Source organism: Xanthobacter flavus (assembly GCF_017875275.1).
Lineage (GTDB): Bacteria > Pseudomonadota > Alphaproteobacteria > Rhizobiales > Xanthobacteraceae > Xanthobacter > Xanthobacter flavus_A.
Genome location: NZ_JAGGML010000001.1, coordinates 4,700,648 through 4,726,210, shown reverse-complemented (window position 1 = coordinate 4,726,210; position 25,563 = coordinate 4,700,648). Strand labels below are relative to the sequence as shown.

The window sequence follows — 25,563 nt, the reverse complement described above, 5'->3', positions numbered from 1 at the left end:
GACGGGCGGCGAGGATAGACACACAAGCCCGCCGGCTGCTAGTAGCGGCGTGTCCCGGCACGCGCGCCGGTTGCGGTCGCGCACAGGCTGGAGAACTGGGGCAATATGGGGCGCTCCGGGAGGGTCGAGGAGTGAACCAGGAGGTCGCATCGCGCGTCCGGCTGCCTGCACAGGGCCGATCGCCAGACCTTCTCGTGCGCCGCAATTCGCGGCTGCGCGAGGAGCTCAGGCGACAGGCCCGCGAGGCGCGCCTGCAGCGCTCCGTGGTGCGGCCCTCGGCCGCGGCGTTCTGGGGCGCGGAAGTGCGCGCCATCGCAGAGTTCCGCCTGCCGCTGATGGCGAGCTTCATCGTGGTGGCGGCGATTCCGACCCTCCTCGCCACGCTCTATTTCGTCTTCTTCGCATCGAGCCAGTACCTCTCCGAGGCACGGTTCGCCGTGCGCGCATCCGAGCATGCCGGCCTCGAGTCGCTCTCCGGCGCCGCCAGCCTGGGCGGCCTTGCCGAGGTGCAGGACAGCCTCATCATCGCCAATTACGTGAAGAGCCTCGCCGTGGTGGAGGCGCTGGAGGAGCGGGTCAACCTGCGCCAGCTCTATTCCCGCCCCGGCATCGACTGGTTCTCCCGCTTCAACCCCGATCGCCCCATCGAGCGGCTGGAGCGGGCCTGGCGCAGCCAGATCGACACCGCCATCGAGTCGCCATCCGGCATCATCACGGTGAAGGTGTGGGCCTTCTCGCCGCAGGATTCGCTCAAGATCGCGCAGGCCATGGTCTCGCTCTCCGAGGACATGGTGAACAAGCTCGGCGAGCGCACCCGCACCGATGCCATCTCCCAGGCGGAGAAGGAGCTGGAGCGCGCGGAGGCGCGGCTGCGCAAGGCCCGCTCCGCCGTGCGCGACCTGCGCAACGAGGTGGGCGTGATCGATCCCGCCCGCACCAACGAGGGCATCGGCAAGCTGATCGCGGACCTCGAGAGCGACCAGGTGCTCATCGACCAGGAGATCGCCACCGCCCGGCGCACGCTCAGCCCGGGGGCGCCGCAATTCATGCTGCTGGAGGCGCGGCGGCAGGCGGTGCGCGAGAACATCGCGCTGCTCAAGGCCCGCCTCACCACCGGCCCAGGCTCGGACAAGGACACCCTCTCCGCGGTGATGACGCGCTACGACACCCTCGACCTCGAACGCCAGATCGCCGAGCGCCAGTACACCGCCGCCGCGGCGGCGCTGGAGCAGGCGCGGGTCGCGGCGGAGCGGCAGGGCATGTATCTTGCCACCTTCGTGAAGCCGGTGCTGGCGCAGGAGCACGACTGGCCGAACCGCTTCTGGATGCCGATGGCGGCGGCGCTGCTGTTCGGGCTTTTGTGGCTGCTGCTGGTGTCGGCCTTCGAGCTGATGCGGCATATCAAGTCGTGAGGCGGGCATGATCGTCACCGACCACCTCACCAAGACCTACTGGACGCACCTGAAGCGCAAGGTGGTGCTCTCCGACGTGTCGGTGAACCTCGACACCCGCGCCAGCTACGGGCTGCTCGGCCAGAACGGGGCGGGCAAGTCCACCTTCCTCAAGCTCATCGCCGGCACCGAGGCGCCGAGCTCGGGCCGCATCTATCGCTCCGTGCGCATCTCCTGGCCGCTGGGGTTCGCGGGCGGCTTCCACCCGATGATGACCGGGCGGGAGAACATCCGCTTCCTCGCCCGCGTCTACGACGCCGACATCGCGGAGGTGACGGAGTTCGTGGAGGATTTCTCCGAGCTCGGGCGCGATCTCGACATGCCGGTGAAGACCTATTCCTCGGGCATGACCTCGCGCCTCGCCTTCGCCGTCTCCATGGCCATCGAGTTCGATTTCTACCTGGTGGACGAGATCACCGCCGTGGGCGACTCGCGCTTCCAGCTCAAATGCGCGCGCGCCTTCGCCGAGCGGCGGGCGCGGGCCGGGCTCATCATGGCGTCGCACTCCACCGGCACCATCAAGGAATACTGCTCGGCCGGGATGGTGCTGCAGAAGGGACGGCTGATGGTGTTCGAGGACATCAACGACGCCATCGAGGTCCACCGCCAGCAGATGGAGGCCTGACGATGCAGCGCCCCCGCCACGCGCCGACCCATCACGCCCCGACGCGCCACGCGACCGAAACCTGGGCCGCCGCCTCCGGCATGCACGCCCGCGTGGTCGGTGCCGTCATCATGCGCGACCTGCAGACGCGCTTCGGCACCGGCTATTTCGGCTTCCTGCTGGGGCTGATCATGCCGCTGGGGCATTTGACGATCGCGATCGCAATTACGATGCTCGTCGGGCGGCCGACGCCCATCGGATCGGATACCGCCGTATTCCTGATGACGGGAGTGTTGCCCTTCATCATCTGGCTGTACGGCCACCGCCAGATCATGATGACGATCGTTCAAAACCGCCCCCTGCTCTATTTTCCGGGCGTGGACATATTCGACCTGTTCGCCGCTCGCATTGTGGTGGAAATCGTCACCAGCACCCTGGTGGTGGCCATCGTCGTCGGAACGCTCGCGCTTCTTGGGCATGACTTGGTCATCGCAGATTATCAGGGCTTCCTGCTTGCGCTGGTGCAGTCCTGGCTTTTAGGTGTCGCAACCGGGCTGGTCTTCGGCACATTCGGCGTCTTTGCCCCGATCGGATTTCTTCTTGGCAACATAATCGGCCCTCTGCTGTGGGCGGTGTCGGGAATCTTCTTTCTTCCTGACTCACTGCCAGACAAGCTCCGCAACGTATTAATTTGGAATCCTTTGTGCCAGATCGTTGACGCCCTCAGAGTAGCTTACTACGCAGAATATTCGAGCTCATTCCTCGACCACAACATCTTGAATGCGAGCATTCTTGCAATTCTATTGCTTGGAATGTTTATGGTCTCGGTGACTAGAAAATTCACGTAGAAAATATAGATGCGAGATAAGAACAATGGAAATCGCAATTATTTGCCTTGGATATTTAAAAAGCGCGACCGGAGCCGCACTCCTCGCCGATTATTTTGCTGATTGGGCAGATTTCTACATTCACATTGATGCAAAATCAGATATTTCGCCTTACAGCCATGCTGCGGCCACCCACGCGAACATCCGCCTCGCTGAGCGCCGTTTCCCCATCTTCTGGGGAGGATTCAATACGATCCGCGCCTGCGTGACCACGATCGAGCAGGCCCTGCGGGCAAAGAACTACGACCGCATTGCCTTCATCACCGAAGATACCATCCCACTGGTCGGACGCTCCGAGTTCTTGAGGTGCATGTCGGAACCGACAGAATGGATACAGACCTATCGTTCCACAAATGAGGAATGGATCGCGAGATATCGGGGCTTTTATTTCTTCGATTCGCTAGCCACCAACCCTCGGCACGTCCCCCCGCTGGATCGGAGATGGACGACGCATGAGCTCGCCAGCCTAAAGCGTCTCGAAGCGTTGCAACAGAGAGGAAAGGCGAACATCGAGCTGATGTTCGGCGGTGGCACATGGTGGTGTCTGTCGCGGGCGCAGATCGACAAGTTCCTGTTGCACTACCATGCGAACGACCATGTTCGCGAAAGTTTTGAATTTTCAGCAATTCCCGAAGAACAATACATCCACACAGTGCTCGGAAGTCTCGCCGAAAGCCGGACATTTGTACACACCGACTGGTCTCGCGATCCCCGTCCTTATGTTTTCCAATCCATTGATGAGATAAGTTCGCTGGATGCGCGCGGCGCCCCGATGCTGCGTAAAGTTGCGCTCGATGTTCCCGAGATCGAGACCTTCGTCCGATCGTTGGCGCGGTGCTGATCACGTCTGCTGCCGTACAGAAAGTTGGGGGGCGGCACAAGCGCCACCTTCCGTAAGGTTGCATAGCCGGCAACGCTCATTCATAAAGCGTGGCGAGAAACATCAAGGGGGGCAGGATGAGCGGTGATGCGCGGCTTTGCGTGCTTTTTGACGCGCACCCACAGGTTGACCCCGAGTTCCTGGTAGCCAATTTGGAGCGGGTCGCCGAAGTTTTTTCGGGCTTTGCCGATGTCGTTCCGATCCTCGACGCAACGCAGTCGACGGCTCCCGATCTGCCCGGTGCGTTGATCCTGTCGCGCTCAGATATTTTCGATGGCATCGCGCACAGCAAGGGCGATTTCGTCGTTCCAGGAAATTGCGACCTAAAGCTCCTCGCCGCCGTGTCCCGTCTGGAGCAGTATAGCCATTTCATCCGCCTCGAATTCGATGTTTGGCCAACCGACATTGCGCAGCACCGAGTGCGCGAATTCTGTAAATTGGCCACATCAGGGGCCTTTGGCGCCAGCTATCTGCGTTCCCAGCCTCAGGACGCCGCATGGGTCTACTGGCCGACGCTGACAACCGGCTCCTTTACCGTGCCGGACGACGAAAAGCAGGCGGCGTTCCTTCCCCTCATCTTCTTTCCGCGCCAATTTGCAGACTTCTATGCGGCTCGATTGCGCGAGGGCTGGTCGGGCCACTACGAGGCGTTGATGCCGACCCTCGCGCGGCAGGCGGGACTGAAGCTCATCGACCTCGGCAATTCGGGGCGGAAGTTCACTTTGATCGAAGAGTTCAATGTGGTTCCGCAGTCCTTCAGTGCGCCTCCACGCGCAGCGTTTGTGCATCCCGTCAAGCGTTTGACGCAGATCGACGCGATTCACTTCCGGCCTCAGGAGCATATCGAGGGCTCGCCGGCCGAGATCGAGGCGCTTAAGGCGCGTCTATCCCTCTCCAACGACTATCTTGAATTCGGAGCCGGGGGTTCGACCGTTCTTGCCTGCCGGATGGGCGTACAGACCGTCACGTCGATCGAGACCGATCTCACTTTCTGCAGCGATCTCATCGATCGCTTCTCGCTGCGGTCTTATATCGACACTGGCCGGCTGCATCTGAGGCATGTTCATGTGGGACCGACGGGTCCGTGGGGTTTCCCGATTGAAATGCCGGCAGATCGCCTGATTGAAAATTACGTGGGTTGGCCGTCGAAACAGAAGAGCGCCGACCTGATCTTGATTGACGGCCGCTTTCGCGTTGCCGTCGCGGCGGATTGTGCGCTTTCGCACGGTAGCGACACAACTATTATGATACATGACTATTTTGATCGCCCGCAGTACCGGCCGATCGAGGAGTTTCTGACCCTGCGTGAGCGCGTTGACAGCCTCGCAATCTTCTCCGTCCGCGAGGATCGCAGAAACGCAGCCGAGCAAATACGTCAACAGTACTTACATGATATGCAATAGCCTTACCCTTCGATAGGGGAAAACGTTCCAACCGGCCTATTTATAGGCGCTTGATCGCTCCGCCGGACACCGAGAACGATGTAGCAACCTACCGCCGTGCTGCACCGCCGCAGGAATTTGACACCGCCCTAGCCGAACGTTAATTGAACTTTTCGGCACCCAAACCTGAGCGTGCGGCGGTTGCGGTGAAGCAGGGCGGAGCAAGGGTGATGGGCTGGCTCGCAAGTCTGCTGCAGCGCGGCAAGGTTGCTTCGGCTGGGGCGATTCCTGCGGCGCGAATCGAGGCGGACGCGCCGCCGGTCGACCAGGGTCCGCCCCCGGACCACCCCATGCCTGCTGCCCCCCCTTCCGCCGCCGTTGAGACAGGTCCCATCTGGTCGCCCCTCTTCGATGGCAAGGCCCAGCATCCGACGGACGGGGCGGGTCTCGACCGCCTGTTCCGCGACCGTGACCTGCTGGTCATCACCGGCTGGGTCAGCGGCGACGCTTCGCTCCGTGTGGAGAGCGACGCGGGGGTGATCGAACCCAAGCTGCGCGTGCAGGTTGCCCGCCCCGACGTCTCCGCCGCCTACGGATTTCCGGCGCGGGTGGACGGCCTGCTCCTCGCCTATCGCCTGCCGGCCGGCCACTCCGCCCGCGTCGTCGCCAGCGCCGGCAAGCACAACCGCTGCGGTGAGATCACCGCCTTCCCGGCCGATGGCTGCGAGCGCGACCTCGGCCGCATCGTTGCCGAATACGCCGTGGCCCGGGCGCCGCTGGTGGACGTCGTCTACGACCTGCCGAAGCACCTTGCCGCCGTCGTCCGATCCGCCATCCCCTCCACCGAGCCCGGCGCCCCTCAGGGTCACATGGAGATCCTGAAGTCGGTGCCCGGCGCCGGCGGTCTCTGCGTCGGCTGGACGCTGGGAGAGGGCCCCTTCTTCCTGATCGACGAGAACGGCCTGTGCCAGCCGCTGGAGGCGCCCGAGCGCTGGAACCGCCCGGACATCTTCAACGCCTTCGCCGCGGACTACGGCGCCGCCTGCGCCGACGCCGGCTTCCTCCAGGCCCTGCCCGCCGGCTTCGGCTGCCGCGCCCGCCTCATCGCCCGCCACGGCGACACCCTCGTCCTCGCCCACGAGCGGGACGTCGAGCCCGCCCCGCGTGACGCGGTCGGGTATGCCCGCTGGGCGTTCTCCTTTCCGGTCCCGCCCGAACGGATGGCGGCACGTTTCAGCCGGCATGACGGAGCGGTGCTGAAAACCCTCATAAACCGCATCGAACACCCCAAGAATACCTGGGTGGAACGTGCTGGAATCGTGCCTGCTCAGCCCGAGGTGTCGATCGTGGTGCCACTCTACGGGCGCTACGATTTCGTCGACCACCAGTTGCTGGAATTCGCCGAAGATCCCTTTATTCGCAAGCGTTGCGAGGTGATCTACGTGGTCGATGACCCGACCATCCGCGCGCCCGTCTTCGCTAATCTGGACACCTGGTGGCAGCTCTACGGCGTTCCCCTTACCCTGGTATGGGGTGGACGCAATCGCGGCTTCTCCGGCGCGAGCAATCTGGGCCTCTCGCAGGCGCAGGGACGGCAGGTGCTTTTCCTGAATTCGGACGTCATTCCAACGCGTTCCGGCTGGCTCGAGGACCTGAGCCGGCGCCTTGACGACCACTCGGACTACGGCCTCCTCGGCACCCGCCTGCTGTTTCCCTCGGGCGGCGTCCAGCATGACGGTATGGTCTTCGAATATAACGGGAAATACGGGGTCTGGCTGAATCAGCATCCGGGCAAGGGCCTGCCTCCGTTGAGCGCCACGGCGGGACAAATCGTGCCCTGGCCCGCCGCCACCGGCGCCTGCCTCCTCGGCGACCGCGCGGAAGTGGCCGCGCTCGGTGGCTTCAGCGAAGACTATCTCATTGGAGACTTTGAAGATTCCGACCTGTGTCTGAAGATGCAGGCGGCCGGCCGCTCTGTCGGTGTGTGCCCGGACATCGCGCTGACGCATCTCGAGCGCCAGTCCTTCGGCCTCCAGGGTTCGGGTGATTTCCGCATGCGGGTGATGCTATTCAACGCCTGGCTCCATCAGGAACGCTGGCGCCCTGCCATCGAGCGCCACTCGGTCACCGATGCGGGAGCCGCGGCATGATCGGCACAGCCCTCATTATCGCTCACGGCCATCTTGATTTCAGCGCCGGCGGCGCGGAAGTCGCGGCGCATCAATTGTTTACGGCCCTGCGCGAGAGCGGCGCCGTGCGGCGGGTCGCACTTCTCGCCCGCCACGGCGGCACTGCCACCGGCCTCGTGACCATGCTGCGCGAGGACGAATACCTCTGGCGCACAGGCATGGGGGACTGGTTCACTTTCCGCTCGTCCCAGCCTCAGGCCGTGACCGGTCCGTTCCGGAACTTTATCGAGCGGCTCAAGCCTGACGTGGTGTTCGTCCACCACTATGCCCATATGGGCCTGGAAATGCTGCGGGAACTCCGCCGCATCTGTCCGGACACGCGGATCATCCTGACGCTTCATGAATTCCAGGCCATCTGCAACAATAATGGACAGATGGTGAAGCCCGGAACCACCGAGCTTTGCTTCAATGCCTCCGCCGAATCCTGCTCGGTCTGCTTTCCCGAGCGCAGTGAAGAAGACTTCTGGCTGCGCAAGCATTTCATCAGCCGGCACTTCGACATGGTGGACCGGTTCATTGCTCCCTCGGAATTCCTGCGCCAGCGCTATATCGACTGGGGCATTGCGCCAGAGCGCATCGCGGTGATCGAGAACGGCCAGCCATCCGGCAAGCGCCTGCCGCCGCGTCCGCTGACCGACAACGAAAGGCGCAACCGCTTCGCTTTTTTCGGCCAGGTGACGCCATTCAAGGGCGTGGACGTGCTCCTCTCTGCCCTCGCCAACCTCAGCCGCGCCCAGCGGCGCGAGCTGCATGTGGAAATTCACGGAGCCAACCTCGAGAAGCAGTCGGACGCCTTTCGCGACCGCATCGAGGCGCTGCGCCAGCCGCTGATGAAGGAGGGCGTGCTGCACTGGCCCGGCGCCTATCATCGCGATGATCTTGAACGGCGATTGTCGCGCATCGACTGGGTTGTGATGCCGTCGGTGTGGTGGGAGAATTCGCCGGTTGTGATTCAGGAGGCGCGGCGTTTCGGCCGACCCATCCTGTGCTCGAACATCGGTGGCATGGCGGAGCATGTGCGCGACGGTGTGGACGGACTTCATGTCGGCGTGGGGAACGTGACGGACTGGGGCGAAAGCCTTCTTGCCGCCACCGACCCGGACCGCTGGGATCGTCTTGTTCAAAGCCTGCGGCCACCGGTTCCCGTCGCAACTGCGGCGCGGCAGTATCTCGAATGGGCTCTCGACGACACGCCGCGTCGGGCGTCCGAACCACCCCGGGTGATTTCGGGCCGCGTCTGACCGCGCGAAAGTGCAATGGCGGCATTGTCGGGCGCGGACCCGAAAAGCACAGCGGGAGACGACAGGGTTGCGTTCTGAGATTATTTCCAGTCAGGGTGGCTTTGATCTTGCGGTCATTGGACAGGCTCTGCGCCTGCCTGGCGCTGCGAATACGGATGCGCTGTGGCGTCTCCTGAAGTCCGGGCAGTCATCCGTCCGCGACTTTCCGATCGGGCGCTGGCCCATCGAGCGCGCGCTGCACCCGCGCCGCTCCGAGCCGGGGTTCAGCTACACCTTCGCGGGCGGCTATCTTGAGGACCCCTTCGGCTTCGATCCAGCGGTGTTCGGCATTTCGCCGCGCGAGGCGCAGCAAATCGACCCGCAGCAACGGCTGCTGCTGGAGGTGGTGTTCGAAGCGCTGGAGGATGCCGGCCTGCCACCCTCGCGCACGGCGGGGCAAGATATCGGCGTTTATGTCGGCGCTTCGAACGTGGACTACCAGTCCGGCGCTGCGGGCGACCCTGCCGCCATCGAGAGCCATTTCATGACGGGGAATTCCCTGTCGATCATCTCGAACCGGATCTCCTACATCTTCGACTGGCGCGGCCCGAGCTTCACGGTGGACTCCGCTTGCTCGTCGTCCTTCGTAGCGCTGGTCCAGGCCGCTGCCGCGCTCGATGCGGGATTGATCGACACCGCAGTCGTCGCGGGCGTCAACCTGCTTCTGTCGCCGACCCCCTTCATCGGCTTCTCGCGCGCCTCGATGCTGTCGCCGACAGGTCGCTGCCGCCCCTTCTCCGCGGGCGCAGACGGCTACGTGCGATCGGAAGGGGCCATCGCCATCGTCCTGCGCCGCGCGACGGATGCCCGCGCGGCCGGCCAGCGGATTCGCACCGGGATCGTCGGCGCCGCTGCCAATTCGGACGGTCGCACCTCCGGCATTTCGCTGCCGTCCGCGGAGGGCCAGGCGGCCCTCATGTCCGCGCTCTACCAGCGGCTCGGCATCAAGGCGGACCAGCTCGCATTTGTCGAGGCGCACGGCACCGGCACGCCGGTGGGCGACCCCATCGAGGCGAGCGCCATTGGCTCCGCGCTTGGCAGGGGCCGCTCGACGCTGCTACCCGTGGGCTCGGTGAAGTCCAATATCGGCCATCTCGAATGCGTTTCGGGCCTCGCGGGACTGGTCAAGGCGGGCATGGCCCTCGCAGAAGCCCGCCTCCCGCGCACGCTCTATCTCGACGAGATGAGCCCCTACATCGATTTCGCCGCACTCAACCTCATGCCGGCGCGAGAAGAGGTGGCTCTCGACCTGGCCCGGACGCCGTTCGCCGGCGTTTCCAACTATGGTTTTGGCGGCACCAACGCGCACGTGATCCTGCGCGCGCCGGACACGGAGCCCCAGCCGCAGACGGCATCGGACTCACGCCTACTGCTGCTCTCCGCGCGGTCCCAGGCAGCGCTACGGGGGCTTGCTGCCGGCTATGCCGAGCGGATCGAGGCCGGCGATGTGTCGCCCGCGACGATCGCCTCCGCCGCCTTCCATCAGCGCGAACGGATGGACCTTCGGCTTGCACTGCCGGTGGGCGATGCCAGGGACATGGCGGCAGCCTTGCGCGGGTTTGCTCGGGAAGAGGCGGTCCCCTCCGTTGCCACGGGCAAGGTTCAGGTGCGCCCCGGCAAGACGGTCTTCGTCTACAGCGGCAATGGCGCGCAATGGGTGGGCATGGGGCGGACCGCGCTCGTCCGCAACCCCGCCTTTCGCGCGGCCTTCACCGCGATCGATGCGCTCTATCGGGACGTCGGCGGCTGGTCTCTGGCGGAAGCGCTGGAAGCACCGGACCTCGCCACCCGCCTTGGCCGCACCAGCGTGGCACAGCCGCTGCTCTTCGCCATCCAGGCCTCACTCACGGCCGCGCTGGAGGCCGAGGGCGTGGTGCCCGACGTGGTGCTGGGCCACAGCGTAGGCGAGGTCGCTGCGGCGCTGGCGAGCGGAGCGCTCGACCTGGAGCAGGCCGTCCATCTCATCCATCACCGCAGCCAGCGGCAGGAGAGCGTTGCCGGCCTCGGCCGCATGATCGCGCTCGCCGCCGGGCCGGCGCAGGCGGATGCCTTCGTCGCCGGTCTCGCTGCGCCCGGCCTTGTGGTCGCGGCCTATAACGGCCCTGGATCGGTGACGCTGAGCGGTCCGGAAACCTCGATTGCCCTCGCAGAAAAGGCAGCTCGGCTGCAGCGGATCGCCTCCGTCGCACTCGATATCGCCTATCCGTTCCATTCCGGCCTCCTGGACGGGGCCGAACAGGCCATCCGCGAAGATCTGGCCGGCCTCGCCCCCCGCGAAACCCGCGCCACCTTCGTCTCGAGCGTGACCGGGTCGGTCCTCGCCGGACCCGCCCTCGACGCCGAATACTGGTGGCACAACATCCGCCTGCCGGTGCGTTTCGCGGCAGCGGTCGAGGCCGCCGGGGCACTGGGCGGCACCCATTTCGTGGAGATCGGGGCACGGCCGATCCTGGTCGGTCCCACAGGCGACACTTTGCGCGAGGCCGGCGTCACCGCCGAATGCCTTGGCAGCCTTTCCGAGCGGGACGACCAGGCCGATGGCGATCCGGTGCATGCGCTGGTCGCCCGCCTTGCGGCGCGCGGCCTCGAGCCCGAAGCGGAACGGAGCTTCGGCGCCCCTCCCCCGCCCCTCTCCCTGCCCCATTATGCTTGGGACCGGCAGCACTATGTGCTGCCCACCACGTCCGAGGCCATCGGCCTCTACGGACGACTCAACGATGCACCCGCGCCCCACCCTCTGCTCGGCCTCAAGGTGAGCGAGGGCGTGCCGGAATGGCATGCCTGGGTTGACGCCGAGATCGTGCCCTATCTTGGTGACCATCGGGTGGACGGCGAGGCCGTGGTCCCCGGAGCTGCGCTCGCCGAGATGATGCTTTCGGTCGGCCGCGCGGAACTCGGCGAAGGCCCGCTGGAGCTTTCCGATTTCGACATCCTGCGTCCTCTCGCCCTTGCCGAAGGCAGCATGCGCGAGGTTTCCACGCGCTTCGAGGCGACCACTCGCACCTGTGAGATCTGGTCCCGCCACCGGCTCGCCGGCGGCGCCTTCGTGCTGCACGCTACCGGCCGGCTGTCGCTCGCGGTGGGTGAGGCCGCCCGCCAGCCCGGGCCGGTGCCTTCCGACGCCTGGCAGGTGAGCGAGGACGAAGTCTATGCCGCCGCCATGCGCTGTGGCCTCGACTACGGACCAAGCTTCCGCCGCGTGCGCCGCGTGGTCCGCGATGCCGACTCCGGCATCGCGCAGATCGCGCCGGGCCGTCCGCCGCTCGGCGCATATCAAGACAGGCTGCTGATCGATCCGACCGCGCTCGACGCGGCGCTGCACATGCTGTTCCTCGACGCCGACGTGGTGGAGGGCGAGACGCGCACCCACCTGCCGGTGCGCTTCGGTGCGCTCCGGGTCTGGCAGCCGGGCGCAGCGGTCACCCGAAGCATCATGCGCCGCAAGCGCAAGAACCGCTTTACCGCGGTGGTGGACCTCACCTTGCTGGCCGCCGACGACAGCGTCGTCGCTGAGGTCGCCGATCTCGTGCTGCGCGAGGTGGTACTGTCGCAGCGTCCGGACGAGGAACGCCAGTTCCACGTGGACATCGAGCCCGTGCGCATGGACGCGGCGACGCCGCCCGGCCGCGCGATCGAGGTGCGGCCCGAGGCGAGCGATGCGGCACTGTTGCTGCGCGCCTTCGTGCGCTCCTTCGCGTATGAGTGCGCATCCCAAGCCGATACCGGCCTCCTCTTGCGCGCCTCCGAAGGCTGCTCGGCGGTGCTCATGGGCTATCTGGCCGCGTGCGGCCTTGCCGAGCACTCTGAAACGGGCTGGCACCTGAAGGAGGCGGCTCCTCCGCCGTCCCAGTTGATCTTCCGCTCACTCGCCGAGCGATTTCCGCAGGCGAACGCCGAGATCCGTCTTGCCGCGCATCTCGTGGCCAGCCTACCCGCTTCGCTCTCGGAAGGTGGCTCCGACCTTCCCGCCCACCTCGCTGAGCAGTTCGAGACGGAGTCGGTATCCGCCGCCGCGACGCTCGGAACGTTGCGGGATGCCATCGAGGCACGTATTGCCGCCTGCGCGCCGCGACCGATCCAGATCGTCGCCGGCTCGCGGCCCGGCGCGGCTCTGATCGCCCTCCTGCTTCCGTTCGCCCGTGACGGGCGCGCTCAGGTGACGATCTTCGGCGCGAATGCCGTCGAGTGTGAGCGCCTCGCGTCCATGCCCGGAATGGACGCCTTTTCCGTGGTCGACGGCGCCGCACCGGATGCCGCTGTCCCGCCGATCGATCTCGTGCTCGGCCTTGCCGATACCACCGCCGACGTCAACGTGCTTGAGCGCGTGGCGCCCCGCTGCCCCGGTGCGCAGGTGACGGTCGCCATCCCGGCCTTCGACGCGGCCCTCGACCTTCTGCTGGGTGCGCCCGATCCCGAGGCCGCCGCGGCGAGACAGCGGCCAGCCCCTGAACTGGTGGAAGATGCCCTGCGACGCGCGGGCGCGGTCGATGCCATCCGGAGCGACGGTTCAGGCACCGTCCTGCTCACCGCTTCCATCGCCCCCGCACCGCCACCCGAGGTGAGCGCGCCTGTCTGGGTCGTCGGCGATCGCGCCCCGACCTTCGCACTGGCGTTGGCGAGCGCCGCCGATCGGGTCATCGGCGGAACGCCGCCCGAGCCGGAGACCGGCCTGCGGGCACTGGTCCTGCCGATGGTCTTCGACGCCGAGGCCACACCGCGCGATGCATTGGCTTCCGCCCTGCTCGACCTCAAAGCGCAGATCGCCTGGGCGGCAGCGGCGGACACGCGGTTGTGGGTCATCACCGCGCAGGGCCGTCAACAGCCGGGTGAGGTGCTGGATCCGCTGGCGGTCGCCGTCTCGGCCTTCGTCCGGGTGGCGATGAACGAGACGCCCGGCCTCGACCTCCGCCTCATCGATGTGGGGACCCTCGACGCTGCTGCCGCACGCCGCGTCCGCCGCATCATCGACGCTCCCGGTCTGGAGACGGAACGGGTTTCGCGCCCCACGGGGGAGTACGCTGTCCGGGTCCGCCGCGGCCCTGCGCACGCGGCGATTTCGATCGACGAGGCCCATCGCACACGGCTCCATGTAGGCCGCCAGGGCGCGCTCGGGGCCATGGAGTGGCGCGCCGAGCCGCGCATCGCCCCCGAGGAGGGGCAGATCGAGATCGAGGTGGCCGCGACCGGCCTGAATTTCCGCGATGTGATGCTGGCGCTTGGGGCGCTCGACGATGACATCCTCGGCCCGGGCCTCACCGGCGCGTCACTCGGCTTCGAGATGGCCGGCACGGTGACGCGGGTGGGTCCCGGTGTCACGGACCACGCCGTCGGGGACCGCGTGATGGGCTTTGCGCCGGACGCCTTCTCTTCTCATGTGACGGTGCCGGCGTGGTTCGCCTTCAGGGTGCCGGAGACCCTTGCCCTCGAGGCGGCGGCCGCCGTGCCGGTGGTGTTCGCCACGGCCTGGTACGCCCTTATCGACCGCGCCCGCCTCACTGCTGGCGAGACCGTGCTGGTGCACGGCGCCGCTGGCGGCGTGGGCCTCGCCGCCGTGGGTATCGCCCTCGCGCGCGGCGCGCGGGTGATTGCCACCGCCGGCACGCCGGAGAAGGCAGCGCTCCTCAAGGAGCTGGGCGTGGAGGCCGTCTACAACTCCCGCGATCTCGCCTTCGCCCGCGACATCGCGCGCGATCACGGCAAGGTCGATGTCGTGCTGAACTCGCTGGCCGGCGACGCCATGGCGGCGAGCCTGAAGCTGGTGAAGCCGTTTGGTCGCTTCATCGAGCTGGGCAAGCGCGATTTCCTGTCCAACACGACTGTCGGACTGCGCCCCTTCGCCCGCAATATCAGCTATTTCGGCGTGGACCTCGACCAGTTGCTCGCCCACGACAAGGCGCGGGCAACGGCGCTGATGGCCGAGATCGGCGAAGCGTTTGCGAGCGGCTCGCTCCAGCCGATTCCGTACCGCATCATGGAAGGATCGGCGACGGAAGATGCCTTCCGCCAGATGCAGGCGGCGCGGCACGTGGGCAAGATCGTGGTGCGCCCGCCCCGCTCGGGGCGTGTCGTTTCCAATACGCGGGAAACGCCGGCCCTGCGCACCGGCGTGCATCTCGTGCTAGGCGGCAACGGCGGCTTCGGGCTGGAGACGGCCCTGTGGCTGGCGGCACAGACCGCCGGCACAGTGGCCATCGCCTCCCGCTCGGGCGTGCGTGCGGCCGGCGACCTCGCCCGCATCGAGGCTGCCCGCGCGGCCGGCGCGCGGATCGTCGTCGCGCAGGCGGATGCTCGCGACCCCGCCGCGCTGGAGGCGCTGGTGGAGCGGCTCGTGGCCGATCACGGCCCACTTTCGAGCGTGATCCACACCGCGATGGTGCTGCGCGACGGCGCCATCCCCAATCTCGATGCGGAGAGCCTCGACGCGGTTCTGGCGCCGAAGGTGGACGGCGTTCTCGCGCTGGACCGGATCACCGAACGGCATCCGGTGGACCATTTCATCGTCTATTCCTCCGCCTCGGCCATGATCGGCAGTCCCGGACAGGGCGCCTACGTGGCGGCCAACGCCTTCTTGGAAGGCGTGGTGCGCAACCGCCGCGCGCGTGGACTTCCGGGCCTCGCCGTCGCGTGGGGCGCCATCTCCGATGCCGGCGTCATCGCCAAGGACCAGGACCTCGGCCAGAGGCTGACGCGGGCAACCGGCGTCGCCGGCATCGCCTCCGCCGAGGCGCTGGGCTTTCTCGGCCGGCTGATGGCGCAGGGCGATGCGGCGGACGTGGTGAACGTCTACGCGCAGGTGAACCGCACCGCCATCGCCAGCCAGCTGCCGGTGCTGCGCACGCCCACCTTCCCCCGCCTGTTCTCCACCACGGCGGACGGCGCGGCGGGCAGCGGCGAGGATCTGATGGAGCAGCTTGCCGGCCTCGGCGATGTCGAGGCGCGCGCGCTCATGCGCGATGTGCTCGGCCGCGAGGTCGCCGGCATCCTCCGCCTCGCGCCGGAGGCCGTGACGGGGACGGCGGCGCTCTCCGAACTCGGCATGGATTCGCTGATGGCGCTGGAACTGCGCCTCACGCTGGAGAAGAAGTTCGGCTTCGAGCTGCCGCTGCTCTCCATCGGCAGCGGGCGCACGCTCGACGATCTGGCCGCCGTGGCGCTGTCCAGCCTCCGGACTCCCGAGAGCGCGCCGCCGGCCGAAAGTGCGCCGGCGGTGGTGCTCGCCCCCGAGCAGGCCGCCCTCGCAGCACGGCACGGCATCGACATCGACGCCAAGTCCATCGAAGCCCTGACGGAAATGGCCGCCGGCTCACGCGACGCCAGGGGGACCGCATCATGAGGCTGCTGCCGTGAGCGGGCGTCGCGGACTGTCCGACGACGACCTTGCGCGTCTCCTCGGCGAGATGCGCGAGGGCAGCGCCGTGCCGGCGCCCGCCGCCTCCCCCGCCTTCGTGGATCGAGACAGGCTCCTCTCGTTCGAGAACCTGCCCCGCTACAAGGAACTGTCCGCGCAGCAGGCGGCGGCCGACATGCTGGGCCTGAAAAACCCCTACCACCGCCTCCATGAGGGACGGTCCGGCGCCACCGCCCGCATCGAGGGGCGGGATGTCGTCAATTTCGCCAGCTACGATTATCTCGGCCTCAATGGCGATCCGCGTATCATCGGCGCCGTCGCCGAAGCGGCCGAGACGTGGGGCACCAGCGTGTCGGGCAGCCGCCTCTCGTCCGGCGAGCGCCCGGCCCATCTGGCGCTGGAGCGGGCGCTGGCCGGCCTTTACGGGGCCGAGGATGCGATTGCCTTCGTGAGCGGCCACGCGACAGCCATCGCCGTCCTTCCGACGCTGATGGGGCCGAAGGATCTCGTCGTCACCGACGCTTTCATGCACAATTCCGTGGTGCTCGGCGCGCAATATGCGCCGGCCACCCGCCGCACCTTTCCCCATAACGATCTCGACGCGCTGGAAGCCATGCTGGAGCGCGAGCGCCACCGGTTCGAGCGGGTGCTGGTGGTCAGCGAGGGCCTGTTCTCCATGGATGGCGACGGGCCGGACCTCGCCCGTCTCGTGGCGCTGAAGGCGCGGTTCGGCTTCTGGCTGATGATCGACGACGCGCATGGCCTCGGCGTGCTCGGCGCGACGGGACGGGGCATCGCCGAACATGCGGCCGTCGATCCGCGGGCCGTGGACATCTGGTTCGGCACGCTTTCGAAATCGCTGGTGAGCTGCGGCGGCTACATCGCCGGGCCGGCCGCGATGGTCGCTTATCTCAAGGCGTTCGCGCCGGGCATGGTCTACAGCGTCGGCCTGCCGGTGCCGGTGGCGGAAGCCGCGCGCATGGCGCTCGGCCTGATGCTGGAGGAGCCGGAGCGCGTTCAGCGCCTCCAGGCCAACAGCCGGACCTTCCGCGATGGCGCCGCCGCGCTCGGTCTCGATGTAGGGCCGTCCTGGGGCGCCGGCATCGTGCCGATCATGGTGGGCGAGACCATCAAGACCGTGATCCTCGCCCAGCGCCTGCTGGAGCGCGGCATCAACGCCTTCCCGGTGCTGCCGCCGGGGGTGCCGGAACGCTCGGCGCGGCTGCGCTTCTTCCTCTCCGCCGCGCATAGCCCCCAGCAGATCGACGCGGCGCTTGAGGCGCTGGCCGAAGAAGCCTCGGCTCTGGGGCTTACGGGGGATCGTCCGCGCTGAGTGCATCGCGCCACGCCGCGAACGCGCTGTCCCAGTCCAGCAGGGGGCGCTGCGCCAAGGCCCCCTCGCGGAGGGCACGACGGGCGTCCTCGTCCTCCACCAATCGCGCCAAGCCCCCGACGAAGCCGGACGCATCGCCGGGCCTGAACAACAGGCCATCGACGCCGTGGCGCACCTGCCCCGGCAGTCCGCCGGCCTCGAGGCCGAGCACGGGAAGGCCGCTGGCCAGGGCCTCATAGACCGCAAGGCTGGCGTTCTCGAAGCGGGACAGGGTGGCATAGAGGTCGCTGTTGGCGAGCAGCGCGCCCATCTCCGCGCGGGGCACCGCACCCGTGAGACATCCCGCTGGCAGAGGCGCGACCAGCCGCTCCACCTCGCCCCGCAGGGCGCCATCCCCCGCGACCACGATCGCGAGAGCATCACCCAGCCGCACGGCGAGCGCCGGCAGCACGCGCTGCCAGTCCGCCCACCCCTTGTCGGCGGTCAGCCGGCCGGCGATCAGCATCACCACGCGCCCGTCGATGTCCGGTCGCGCCCAGCGGTCGGCCCAATAGCCGGGCTGGCGCAGATCGGGGCGGAAGCCGCGCGTGTCGGCACCGTTGAACCGGCCAGCGCGGCCATTCGCGAGGCCGAAGCGCCGGAGCCGCGCGAGCGAGCCCGCGCTCGGGACAAGGGTCGCGTCATAGCGATTGTAAAGCTGCGCCACCACACGCCAGACCACAGCGCGAACTGGCGCGACAAGACCGTAGTAGCGGCCTTCCGCGCCGAGATAATCGGCAAAATTGGTGTGGAAGAAGGCGACCAGCGGAACCCGGTGGCGCCGCGCGAACGCCTGCCCCGGAATGCGGCGGAGACCGAGGGCCAGCCGTTCGGGTTCGTCCACATGGATGAGATCGGGCCGGAAGGCGGCCAGCGCCCGGTCGATCTCCCGGGCGGCGGCCGGCACCACGTTTCGGTCGGAAGCCGCCGCGCCGAAGGGCACGCTCGGCAGGCCCACGAAAGTCACGGCCTCAGGGAGACCTGCGGGGCGCGCACCGTCGGCGGCGGCAGGCGCAAGCAGCAGCACCTCGTCGCCGCGCGCCACCAGCCGGCGGACCCGGGCATCGACGCTGACGGTGACGCCATCGAGCACCGGCAGGACGCCGGACGCGAGGATGGCGATCCTCATGCCAGCCCCCTCAAGCGGAGACCGCGACGGTTCCGCCCGGCACGACGCCGAAGGCGCTGTAGAAGGCGAGAAGGTCCAGCGCCATGTCGCGCTCGGTGCGGTCGTAGGCGGTCGTCCGGCTCATGTTGGCGGCAAGGTCAGGCATGTCCACGAAGCGTTGGAGCACGAGGGCGAGCGCTTCCGCATCGCCGCGCGGGAAGGAAAAGCCGTTGACGCCCTCCTCGACGAACTCGGTCATGCCCGGCACGTCCGAAACGATCACCGGGGTATGGGTGGCGAGGGCCTTGAGGAGGGTCAAGGGCGCATTCTCGAACCAGGTGGAGGGCATCACCAGCACGTCCACGTCGGCCAGAAGCCGCGCCATCTCGCTTTCCGCGAAGGTGCCGCGGAACCGCGCCGGCAAGGGCGGCACCGTCTGTTCCGCCACCGCGCGCAGGTCGCGGGCATAGGCCGGCGACAGGCTCTCCGATCCCCAGATGTCGACGGTGAAGGCGTCGCGCGGCAGCGCCCGCAACGCCTGGAGCAGCAGGTGCGGGCCCTTGTGATAGGCCAGCTGGCCGATGAAGCCGAAGCGCACCGGCCGGGTCGGCGCGGGGGGCTTGGGCGTCCGGTCGATATCGACGCCGAAAGGAGAGCGGAACAGCGGCGGTCCCGCCCCATGGGCATCGAACAGCTCGGCCAGAAAGGTGCTGGGCGCGAAGGCGGCCTTGCAGTGGGCGAGGGCAACGCGGAGCACCTGCGCCCGATCTCGAACCGCCCGCGCGTCGCGGCCGAGGGAAAAGGGCAGGACTGGCGCAAGCATCGCGGCGGTCACACCCGCAGCCGTGCGGACGGCAGGCTGCGCGAGGATCCGCCAGAACGCGCTCGGCCGCTCCACGGATCGCGCGAGCATGCCGCAGGACAAGCAATTGCTGCGGCTCGCGTTCGGCCCGTGACAGAGCCTCCCGTCCGGCAACTCCAGCCGCGTGGTGATGCAGAGATTGAAGAAATCCGTGAGCGTCGCGAACGTCGGAATGCCCATCCGGGCGGTCACATGCGGGAGCGTCGCCGTGAAATTGGCGAGGTGGGCGATATGAACCACATCCGGATTCAGATCGCGCAGGATGCGCTCGATCAGCGGGGCGAGCGCGGGATGGTCATAGTCCTCGCGCGCGGAGCGCGACGGGCTCCGGTTGCGGTCGATGCGGACCACCGGGATGCCCTCGACCTCGTATCGCACGACCTCCTCGGCCTGCCCCTGCTCGCCCGCCCCGCGCGCGGTCACCACGGTCGGGGCATGGCCCAACGCCTTGAACTGGCGCGCCAAAGCGAGGGTGTAGGCCTCGGTTCCATAGAGGTGGTCCGGATAGAAGGCGTGCACGAACAGCGCGACGCGAAGCGGACGCGGGGATGATGCACTCGGTACTATCTGCGGCACGCCGCACATCAAAACGCAAACCCCGTCACTTGCGACGCCATCCGCTGACTTACCCTGCGTTGTGATGGCGGTGCAACAAGGACGTGGGGAATGGGGACAACCCCCGCACCCCAGCCTGCAGCGCAACACGTTTTTGTTGCATCGCCAGAGGGAATGGAGGAAAGACATCGAAACGCTGGAGATCAGCACGATGGCGATTTTGGTGACGGGTGGTGCTGGTTATATTGGCAGCCACATGGCGCACGCTCTTGTCGATCGGGGCGAAAGCGTCGTCGTGCTGGATGACCTCTCCACCGGGCACCGCCATGCCGTCCCGTCGGCCGCGACACTCGTCGTCGGTGATATCGGGGACATCGCGCTGGTCCGGTCTACGATCAAAGCGCACGACATTCGGGACATCGTCCACTTCGCAGCGCGAATTGTCGTCGTGGATTCCATTGCCCAGCCGCTCGATTACTACATGAACAATACGGTGCGCTCGCGCGCCCTGTTCGAAGCCGCAGTCACCAGCGGTGTGGAACGCCTGATTTTCTCCTCCACCGCCGCCGTCTATGGCGAGGGCGGCACCGACCTCATTCCGGAAACGGCGGACAAGCGTCCGATCACCCCATACGGCCGGTCGAAGCTCGCGACCGAATGGATGCTTACGGACATTGCCGCGGCACACCCGCTTTCCCACGCCGTGCTGCGTTACTTCAACGTGGCGGGGGCAGATCCGGCGGGCCGCTGCGGCCAGTCCTCGCGCCGCGCGACCCATCTCATCAAGGTTGCGGCCGAAGCGGTTGCGGGCCGTCGTCCCCACGTCGATCTCTACGGCGAGGATTACGATACGCCTGACGGCACCTGCATCCGCGACTATGTGCATGTGGCGGACCTGGTGGCGGCGCACCTTGCCGCTCTCGATGGGCTGAGGGCTGGCGCGACACGCCTCGTCTACAATTGCGGCTACGGTCGCGGCTTTTCGGTGCGCGAAGTCCTCAATGTGGTCCGCCGGGTGTCGAAAGTCCAGTTCCCGGTCATCGTGCGCGAGCGCCGGCCGGGCGACCCCGCCCGCCTGGTCGCGGATTCGAGCCGCATCCAGGCCGAACTCAACTGGCGACCCCGGTTCGACGATCTGGAAGTCATCGTCCGTTCGGCGCTGGAGTGGGAAGAAACGCTCGCGCGCCGGCAGCTTCAGCCGGCTTAAGCCTTCCCGCCCGCTTTCTAGCCGTGGACGACAGCCTCGCATAAGCTGCCGCATGCGCCCGTTGGCGCACAGGCGGGATCGGGGGCGTCCATGTTCGACGCGGTTATCATCGGCGGGGGGCCGGCGGGGGCGTCCTGTGCGCTCTGGCTGAAGATGCTCGGCTTCCGCCCGTGCATCGTCGAGCGCCGCCCCGTCCTCGGCGGCCTCGGCAATGACAATCCGTACCCGAACCAGTGGATCGCGCCCATTCGCGACAAGACCGGCATCGAGATTGCCGCCGAAGTCGACCGCCACATGCGCGACCACGACATCATCTGCCGCACCGGCGAGGCGGTGAGCGAGCTTGAGGTGATCCCAGAGGGCTTCCGCGTCACAACCGCCACCGGCGAGGTGGTGATGGGGCGCACCTGCGTCCTTGCAACCGGCGTGCGGCCGGTGAAGGGGGGGTTCAGCGCGTCCGAGGAGGTCATCATCGGCCCCGGCCAGACCCTCTTCAACGCGGATTTCGAAGGTCGCTCGGTCGCGATCCTCGGCGGCGGAGACAACGCTTTCGAGAACTACATCTTCGTGAGAAAACGCGGCGCCACCCGTGTCACCCTGTTTGCCCGCACCATCCGCGCGCGGCGCGAGTTTCTGGAGAAGGTGCCGCCATCCGACGTACGCATCGGTGCCTATCCGGTGGAGCCCGAGGTGCCGGCGGTGGCGGGCGAGCGGTTCGACAGGTTCCTCGTGCTCTACGGCTGGGAGCCGTACCTGCCCTACGCCCGGCATCTGGATCTTGCGCGGGATGTGCGCGGCTTCGTCGAGACCAGCGCCGATTGCGAGACGTCCGTTCCCAATCTCTACGCCATCGGCGAGATCGCCCAGCGCATGCATCCCTGCTGCGTCACCTCCATGGCGGATGGCGTGGTGGCGGCCAAGGCCATCCAGCGCACGCTGGAGCAGGACGCCGTGGCGCGCTTCGCGGAGCGGGTCCGCCGCTCTGCCGTTGATGCGGCGCCTCATCCGGTTCGCTCGCCGCGCGTGAAATAGGCGCCAGTTGCAAGGGGAGACGACCGAACGCTTCGCGCGAAGGCGGAGGGGTTGCTTTCGCGCCACAATGCGCGCCGACCTATCCGGTCCGTGCACGGAAGTCCTTGGCCGCGCCGGGCGGGCCGGGCAAGATCGGCGGAAGGGATCCGCGGGAGGCGGCGGACACGGGGGCGGATATGCGGGCGGGTCTGGGGGCAATTATCGGTTTGGCGATCGCTGCGGCGTTTCACGCCAGCATCAGGACCACGGGCGCGCGAGGCGCGACGGTCGCCGCCCTTCTCCTCGCCGCGCTCGCAGTTCCGGCCGGCGCGCAGACGCTGGATCGCCTCACCAAGGGAGAGCCCTTCCGCATCGGCTATCGCCAGTTCGCGCCGCCTTATTCCTATGCGGCCAGCAACGGCCAGCCCTCCGGCTATATCGTGGATCTCTGCCGCGAGGTGGCGGACGCCCTCAAGCGCTCCCTCAAACTGCCGAACATGGCGGTGGACTATGTGAAGGTCTCCGCCGAAGACCGCTTCGAGGCGGTGCGCGACGGGCGGATCGACATCCTGTGCGAGCCCACATCCATGACCATGTCGCGGCGGGCACTGGTGGACTTCTCCCTGCCCACGTTCCTCGACGGCGCGGGCGTGGTTACGCGCGGTTCGGCGGTGAAGGGGCTGGAGGAGCTGCGCGGCAAAAAGGTCGGCGTGCTCAAGGGCACCACGACCGAGGAAACGCTGCGCGCCACCCTTTCGCAGATGGGCATCACCGCCACCATCGTCACCGTGACGGACCATCCGGACGGCCTCAAGCAACTGGCCGACGGCAAGCTCGACGCCTATTTCGGCGACCGCGGCATCCTCAATTATCTCATCGCCAACACCGCGTTCGGCAGCCGCCTGAGCCTCTCGGATCAGTATTTCACGTTCGAAACCTATGCGCTGGGGCTGCCCCGCGGCGACCAGACGTTCCGCCTTCTGGTGGACACCACCCTCGCCGACCTCTACCGGACCGACCGCATCCGCGACATCTATGCCAAAAGTTTCGGCAAGTTCCCGCCCGACCAGTTCCTCAACGCGCTGTTCGTCATCAACGGCGTGCCGAAATAGACAGGACTTTCCCAAAGGGCATATTTGTTGCTTATCGCTAGGGCCTGAGGACGCGGCAGATGCGCCGCGCCCGCCCGATCGGAGCGCGCCATGGCTCATGTCCATCGCATCGGAGCGAAGTCGTTCGTCTTCTCCGACCTCAAGGACCTGATGGCCAAGGCGACTCCGCCGCGCTCCGGCGACATGCTCGCGGGCATCGCCGCCGCCACCGCCGAGGAAAACGTCGCGGCGCGCATGTGCCTCGCCGACCTGCCACTCAAGACCTTTCTCGCCGAGCCGCTGGTGCCTTACGAGGGCGACGAGGTGACCCGCCTCATCCTCGACAGCCACGACAACGCGGCCTTCGCACTGGTCTCCGCCATGACGGTGGGCGACCTGCGCGACTTCCTGCTGTCGCCAGCCGCGACGCCGGAAGTTCTGGCCGCGCTTGCCCCCGGCCTGATGCCGGAGATGGCGGCGGCGGTCTCCAAGATCATGCGCAACCAGGATCTGATCCTCGCCGCCCGCAAGTGCCGGGTGGTGACGCGCTTCCGCAACACCATCGGCCTGCCCGGCACCATGGCGGTGCGCCTCCAGCCCAACCACCCCACCGACGACGCGGCCGGTGTCTCCGCCGTCATCCTCGACGGGCTGCTGTATGGCTGCGGCGACGCGGTGATCGGCATCAACCCTGCCTCCGACAGCGTGCCGGTGATCGACCGGCTGCTGAAGCTGATGGACGAGATCATCACGCGCTTCGACATTCCCACCCAAAGCTGCGTGCTCACCCACATCACCACCGCTATCGCCCTGATGGATCATGGTGCGCCGGTGGATCTCGTGTTCCAGTCCATCGCCGGCACGGAGGGCGCGAACCGCTCCTTCGGCATCGACCTCAAGCTGCTCGCCGAGGGCACCGATGCGGCGCGGTCGCTGAAGCGCGGCACGGTGGGGCAGAATGCCATGTATTTCGAGACCGGGCAGGGCTCGGCCCTCTCCGCCGGGGCGCATCACGGGGTGGACCAGCAGACGCTCGAGGCGCGCGCCTACGGCGTCGCCCGCGCCTTTGATCCGTTGCTGGTGAACACCGTGGTCGGCTTCATCGGCCCGGAATATCTCTATGACGGCAAGCAAATCATCCGCGCCGGGCTGGAGGATCATTTCTGCGGCAAGCTGCTCGGCGTGCCTTTGGGCGTGGACGTCTGCTACACCAACCACGCCGAGGCCGACCAGGACGACATGGACACGCTGCTCACCCTGCTCGGGGTGGCGGGCGTCACCTACATCATGGGCATTCCCGGCGCCGACGACGTGATGCTGAACTACCAGTCCACGTCGTTCCACGATGCGCTCTACATCCGCGAGGTGCTGGGGCTGAAGCGCGCGCCGGAGTTCGAGGCGTGGCTGGAGAAGATGGACATCACCGGCACGGACGGGCGCCTGCTGCCGGCCGACGCCCGCAATCCCCTGCTGGGCTATGTGGCGGAGCGCGCCGCATGATCGAGCGCGACCCCTGGCTGAAGCTCGCGCGCCACACGCCGGCCCGGATCGCGCTGGGCCGCACGGGTGCGAGCCTGCCCACGGAGGAGGTGCTCCGTTTCGCCCTCGCCCATGCGCAGGCGCGCGATGCCGTTCACACGCCGTTCGATGCGGATCGGGTGGAGGAGGAGGTCCGCGCCCTCGGCTTTGCCACCCTGCGCGCAGAAAGCGCGGCGGCGGCCCGCGACGTCTATCTGCGCCGGCCGGACCTTGGCCGCCGGCTCTCGGACGGGAGCCGCGCCCGCCTCGCAGCGTCGGCAGGCGCGCCGGTGGACCTCGCGCTCGTGGTGGCGGACGGGCTCTCCTCCGCCGCCGTCCACGCCCACACCCGCCCCTTCCTTGCGGCATTGAAGGGCCGCATCGCCGATGCCGGATGGACCACCGCACCGGTGGTGATCGCCTCTCAGGCGCGGGTGGCCCTGGGCGACGAGGTTGGGCATTTGCTGAAGGCCCGCGCCGTGGCGCTCCTGGTGGGGGAGCGGCCCGGCCTCTCCTCCCCCGACAGCCTCGGCCTCTACCTCACGTTCAGCCCCAGGCCGGGACGCTCGGACGCGGAGCGCAACTGCATCTCCAATGTGCGCCCCGAGGGCCTTGCCTATGATCTGGCCGCCTTCAAGCTGGCCTGGCACGTTCGCGAAGCATTCGCGCGGCAGGTCAGCGGCGTCGAGCTGAAGGACGAGAGCGATCTGCTGCTCGAAGCGGGAATTCCACCCCTGAAACTGGCGCCAACACTGACTTGACGTAACGTAATATACTGATCTGGCTTTGAACTTGCTTTTATTCCTGGTCTGGCGGGA

16 protein-coding genes are annotated in these 25,563 nt (G+C 67.3%); 14 read left to right on the top strand and 2 right to left on the bottom strand.

Annotated features, from left to right (window positions below):
- Positions 1 to 131 precede the first annotated feature (131 nt).
- From J2126_RS22200 to J2126_RS22160, 9 genes are all read left to right on the top strand, one after another.
- Positions 132 to 1,412 carry a hypothetical protein gene (locus J2126_RS22200; RefSeq protein WP_209488963.1) on the top strand — a complete coding sequence of 427 codons (1,281 nt, stop codon included), beginning with the start codon at positions 132 to 134 and terminating at the stop codon, positions 1,410 to 1,412.
- Between the two features lie 7 nt (positions 1,413 to 1,419).
- Positions 1,420 to 2,076: an ABC transporter ATP-binding protein gene (locus tag J2126_RS22195; protein WP_209488962.1), complete on the top strand. Its 657-nt coding sequence runs from the start codon at positions 1,420 to 1,422 to the stop codon at positions 2,074 to 2,076.
- A gap of 2 nt (positions 2,077 to 2,078) precedes the next feature.
- Positions 2,079 to 2,903, top strand: coding sequence for an ABC transporter permease (locus J2126_RS22190; protein WP_209488961.1), 825 nt, complete (start codon positions 2,079 to 2,081; stop codon positions 2,901 to 2,903).
- A gap of 25 nt (positions 2,904 to 2,928) precedes the next feature.
- Positions 2,929 to 3,783: a beta-1,6-N-acetylglucosaminyltransferase gene (locus J2126_RS22185; RefSeq protein ID WP_209488960.1), complete on the top strand. Its 855-nt coding sequence runs from the start codon at positions 2,929 to 2,931 to the stop codon at positions 3,781 to 3,783.
- A gap of 116 nt (positions 3,784 to 3,899) precedes the next feature.
- The gene (locus tag J2126_RS22180; RefSeq protein WP_209488959.1) at positions 3,900 to 5,225 is read left to right on the top strand and encodes a hypothetical protein; all 1,326 of its coding nucleotides are present in this window, start codon (positions 3,900 to 3,902) and stop codon (positions 5,223 to 5,225) included.
- Between the two features lie 209 nt (positions 5,226 to 5,434).
- On the top strand, positions 5,435 to 7,354 hold the full coding sequence (locus J2126_RS22175; protein WP_209488958.1) for a glycosyltransferase family 2 protein: 1,920 nt from the start codon (positions 5,435 to 5,437) through the stop codon (positions 7,352 to 7,354).
- The gene (locus J2126_RS22170) at positions 7,351 to 8,634 is read left to right on the top strand and encodes a glycosyltransferase family 4 protein (protein ID WP_209488957.1); all 1,284 of its coding nucleotides are present in this window, start codon (positions 7,351 to 7,353) and stop codon (positions 8,632 to 8,634) included. The genes J2126_RS22175 and J2126_RS22170 overlap by 4 nt, the downstream gene beginning before the upstream one ends.
- Positions 8,635 to 8,701: 67 nt before the next feature.
- Positions 8,702 to 16,006, top strand: coding sequence for a type I polyketide synthase (locus J2126_RS22165; RefSeq protein ID WP_209488956.1), 7,305 nt, complete (start codon positions 8,702 to 8,704; stop codon positions 16,004 to 16,006).
- Positions 16,007 to 16,016: 10 nt separating this feature from the next.
- Positions 16,017 to 17,354: an aminotransferase class I/II-fold pyridoxal phosphate-dependent enzyme gene (locus J2126_RS22160; RefSeq protein ID WP_209488955.1), complete on the top strand. Its 1,338-nt coding sequence runs from the start codon at positions 16,017 to 16,019 to the stop codon at positions 17,352 to 17,354.
- Here J2126_RS22160 and J2126_RS22155 read toward each other — a convergent pair.
- Both J2126_RS22155 and J2126_RS22150 read right to left on the bottom strand, forming a co-directional pair.
- Positions 17,332 to 18,522: a glycosyltransferase gene (locus J2126_RS22155; protein ID WP_209488954.1), complete on the bottom strand. Its 1,191-nt coding sequence runs from the start codon at positions 18,520 to 18,522 to the stop codon at positions 17,332 to 17,334. The genes J2126_RS22160 and J2126_RS22155 overlap by 23 nt on opposite strands.
- A gap of 10 nt (positions 18,523 to 18,532) precedes the next feature.
- Positions 18,533 to 19,882 carry a glycosyltransferase gene (locus J2126_RS22150; protein WP_209488953.1) on the bottom strand — a complete coding sequence of 450 codons (1,350 nt, stop codon included), beginning with the start codon at positions 19,880 to 19,882 and terminating at the stop codon, positions 18,533 to 18,535.
- A 247-nt stretch (positions 19,883 to 20,129) separates the two neighbouring features.
- Between J2126_RS22150 and galE the strand changes: the two genes are divergently transcribed.
- The 5 genes from galE to eutC all read left to right on the top strand — a co-directional run bounded on the left by galE (position 20,130) and on the right by eutC (position 25,506).
- Positions 20,130 to 21,125 carry a UDP-glucose 4-epimerase GalE gene (gene galE, locus J2126_RS22145; protein ID WP_209488952.1) on the top strand — a complete coding sequence of 332 codons (996 nt, stop codon included), beginning with the start codon at positions 20,130 to 20,132 and terminating at the stop codon, positions 21,123 to 21,125.
- Positions 21,126 to 21,215: 90 nt separating this feature from the next.
- A complete protein-coding gene (locus tag J2126_RS22140; protein ID WP_209488951.1) occupies positions 21,216 to 22,157 on the top strand; it encodes an NAD(P)/FAD-dependent oxidoreductase in 942 nt (313 codons plus the stop codon).
- A 206-nt stretch (positions 22,158 to 22,363) separates the two neighbouring features.
- Positions 22,364 to 23,248, top strand: a complete 885-nt coding sequence (locus tag J2126_RS22135) for an amino acid ABC transporter substrate-binding protein (protein WP_209488950.1) — start codon at positions 22,364 to 22,366, stop codon at positions 23,246 to 23,248.
- 90 nt (positions 23,249 to 23,338) lie between these two features.
- Complete coding sequence (locus tag J2126_RS22130; RefSeq protein WP_209488949.1) at positions 23,339 to 24,727, top strand: ethanolamine ammonia-lyase subunit EutB; 1,389 nt, start codon at positions 23,339 to 23,341, stop codon at positions 24,725 to 24,727.
- Complete coding sequence (eutC, locus tag J2126_RS22125) at positions 24,724 to 25,506, top strand: ethanolamine ammonia-lyase subunit EutC (RefSeq protein ID WP_209488948.1); 783 nt, start codon at positions 24,724 to 24,726, stop codon at positions 25,504 to 25,506. The genes J2126_RS22130 and eutC overlap by 4 nt, the downstream gene beginning before the upstream one ends.
- Positions 25,507 to 25,563 lie beyond the last annotated feature (57 nt).